Annotated in this window: 2 protein-coding genes; both read left to right on the top strand. The window is 46.5% G+C overall.

What is annotated here, in order from left to right:
• Nucleotides 1-98 precede the first annotated feature (98 nt).
• Nucleotides 99-551 (top strand): transposase, encoded by a 453-nt coding sequence (locus E1958_RS21520; RefSeq protein ID WP_243725314.1) that lies wholly within the window; start codon nt 99-101, stop codon nt 549-551.
• Complete coding sequence (locus E1958_RS21515; protein ID WP_243725315.1) at nt 434-940, top strand: transposase; 507 nt, start codon at nt 434-436, stop codon at nt 938-940. Before E1958_RS21520 ends, E1958_RS21515 begins: the two co-directional genes overlap by 118 nt.
• The last annotated feature ends 35 nt before the right edge of the window (nt 941-975 follow it).

Raw genomic sequence — 975 nt, 5'->3', positions numbered from 1 at the left:
AGAGGCTGTATGTAAACTAAGGCATTGATTTTAGGGTAGAAAAATTGGAATTTCTGGTAATATAATACGATTTGAGCACTTCCATTCCGGTGATTAATATGATTTCTGATAAGACTCAATCCCCTGTTAGGTACCCAAGCGACCTGACCGATGAAGAGTGGGAAACCCTCCAGCCTATCCTTGAGCAACTCGAACCCTATACCACCGGACGCCCACGAACAACCGACCTACGCGAAATCCTGAATGCAATTTTCTATCTGAATAAGACCGGTTGTCCATGGCGGTATCTACCACAAGACTTTCCTTCCTACACGACTGTTAACACTTATTACAATAAGTGGACAGACAATCAAACGCTGGAAAAAATCAATACGGCGCTGCGTCAGCATTTACGTGAAAAAAAAGCCGAACTCCCGACCCGACAGCGGCGATCATTGATAGTCAAAGCGTCAAGGGTACCCCGGAATCGGCTGTCGAATCGGGGTTCGACGGGGGCAAGCTTGTCACGGGAAGAAAACGACATATCCTTTGCGATACAATGGGTTGCTTAATCGTTGTCGTGGTGCATGCAGCTAACGTGTTCGATGGTAAAGCAGCTCGTCAGGTGATTACGAAGTTGTTCTCGTGCCTTCATACCGTCACTAAAATCTGGGCTGACGGTGCTTATTCCGGCTCGGAACTCTTCGATTGGGTCTTTTCCCAATTCGGATGCAGGCTCGAAGTTGTGAGAAAGCAAAAAGGGCTTCCAGGTTTCCAGGTATTACCGCGTCGCTGGATAGTTGAGAGAACCTTTGCTTGGCTGATTCGATCGCGTCGATTAAATAAAGATTATGAACGCAAGCCGACTTCGAGTGAAGCTCAAGTTTATCTCGCATCGAGTCGCTTGCTTCTCCGACAGATCCACGATAACCAGACACCTTATAAAACGGCTAGTGGGTGATTTTCTATTAATTTATGTCTTTTCAGACAGCCTCT

The organism is Candidatus Thiosymbion oneisti (assembly GCF_004359955.1).
Lineage (GTDB): Bacteria > Pseudomonadota > Gammaproteobacteria > Chromatiales > Chromatiaceae > Thiosymbion > Thiosymbion oneisti.
The sequence above is the reverse complement of the archived record's forward strand: the minus strand, read 5'-3'. Positions and strand labels throughout refer to the sequence as shown.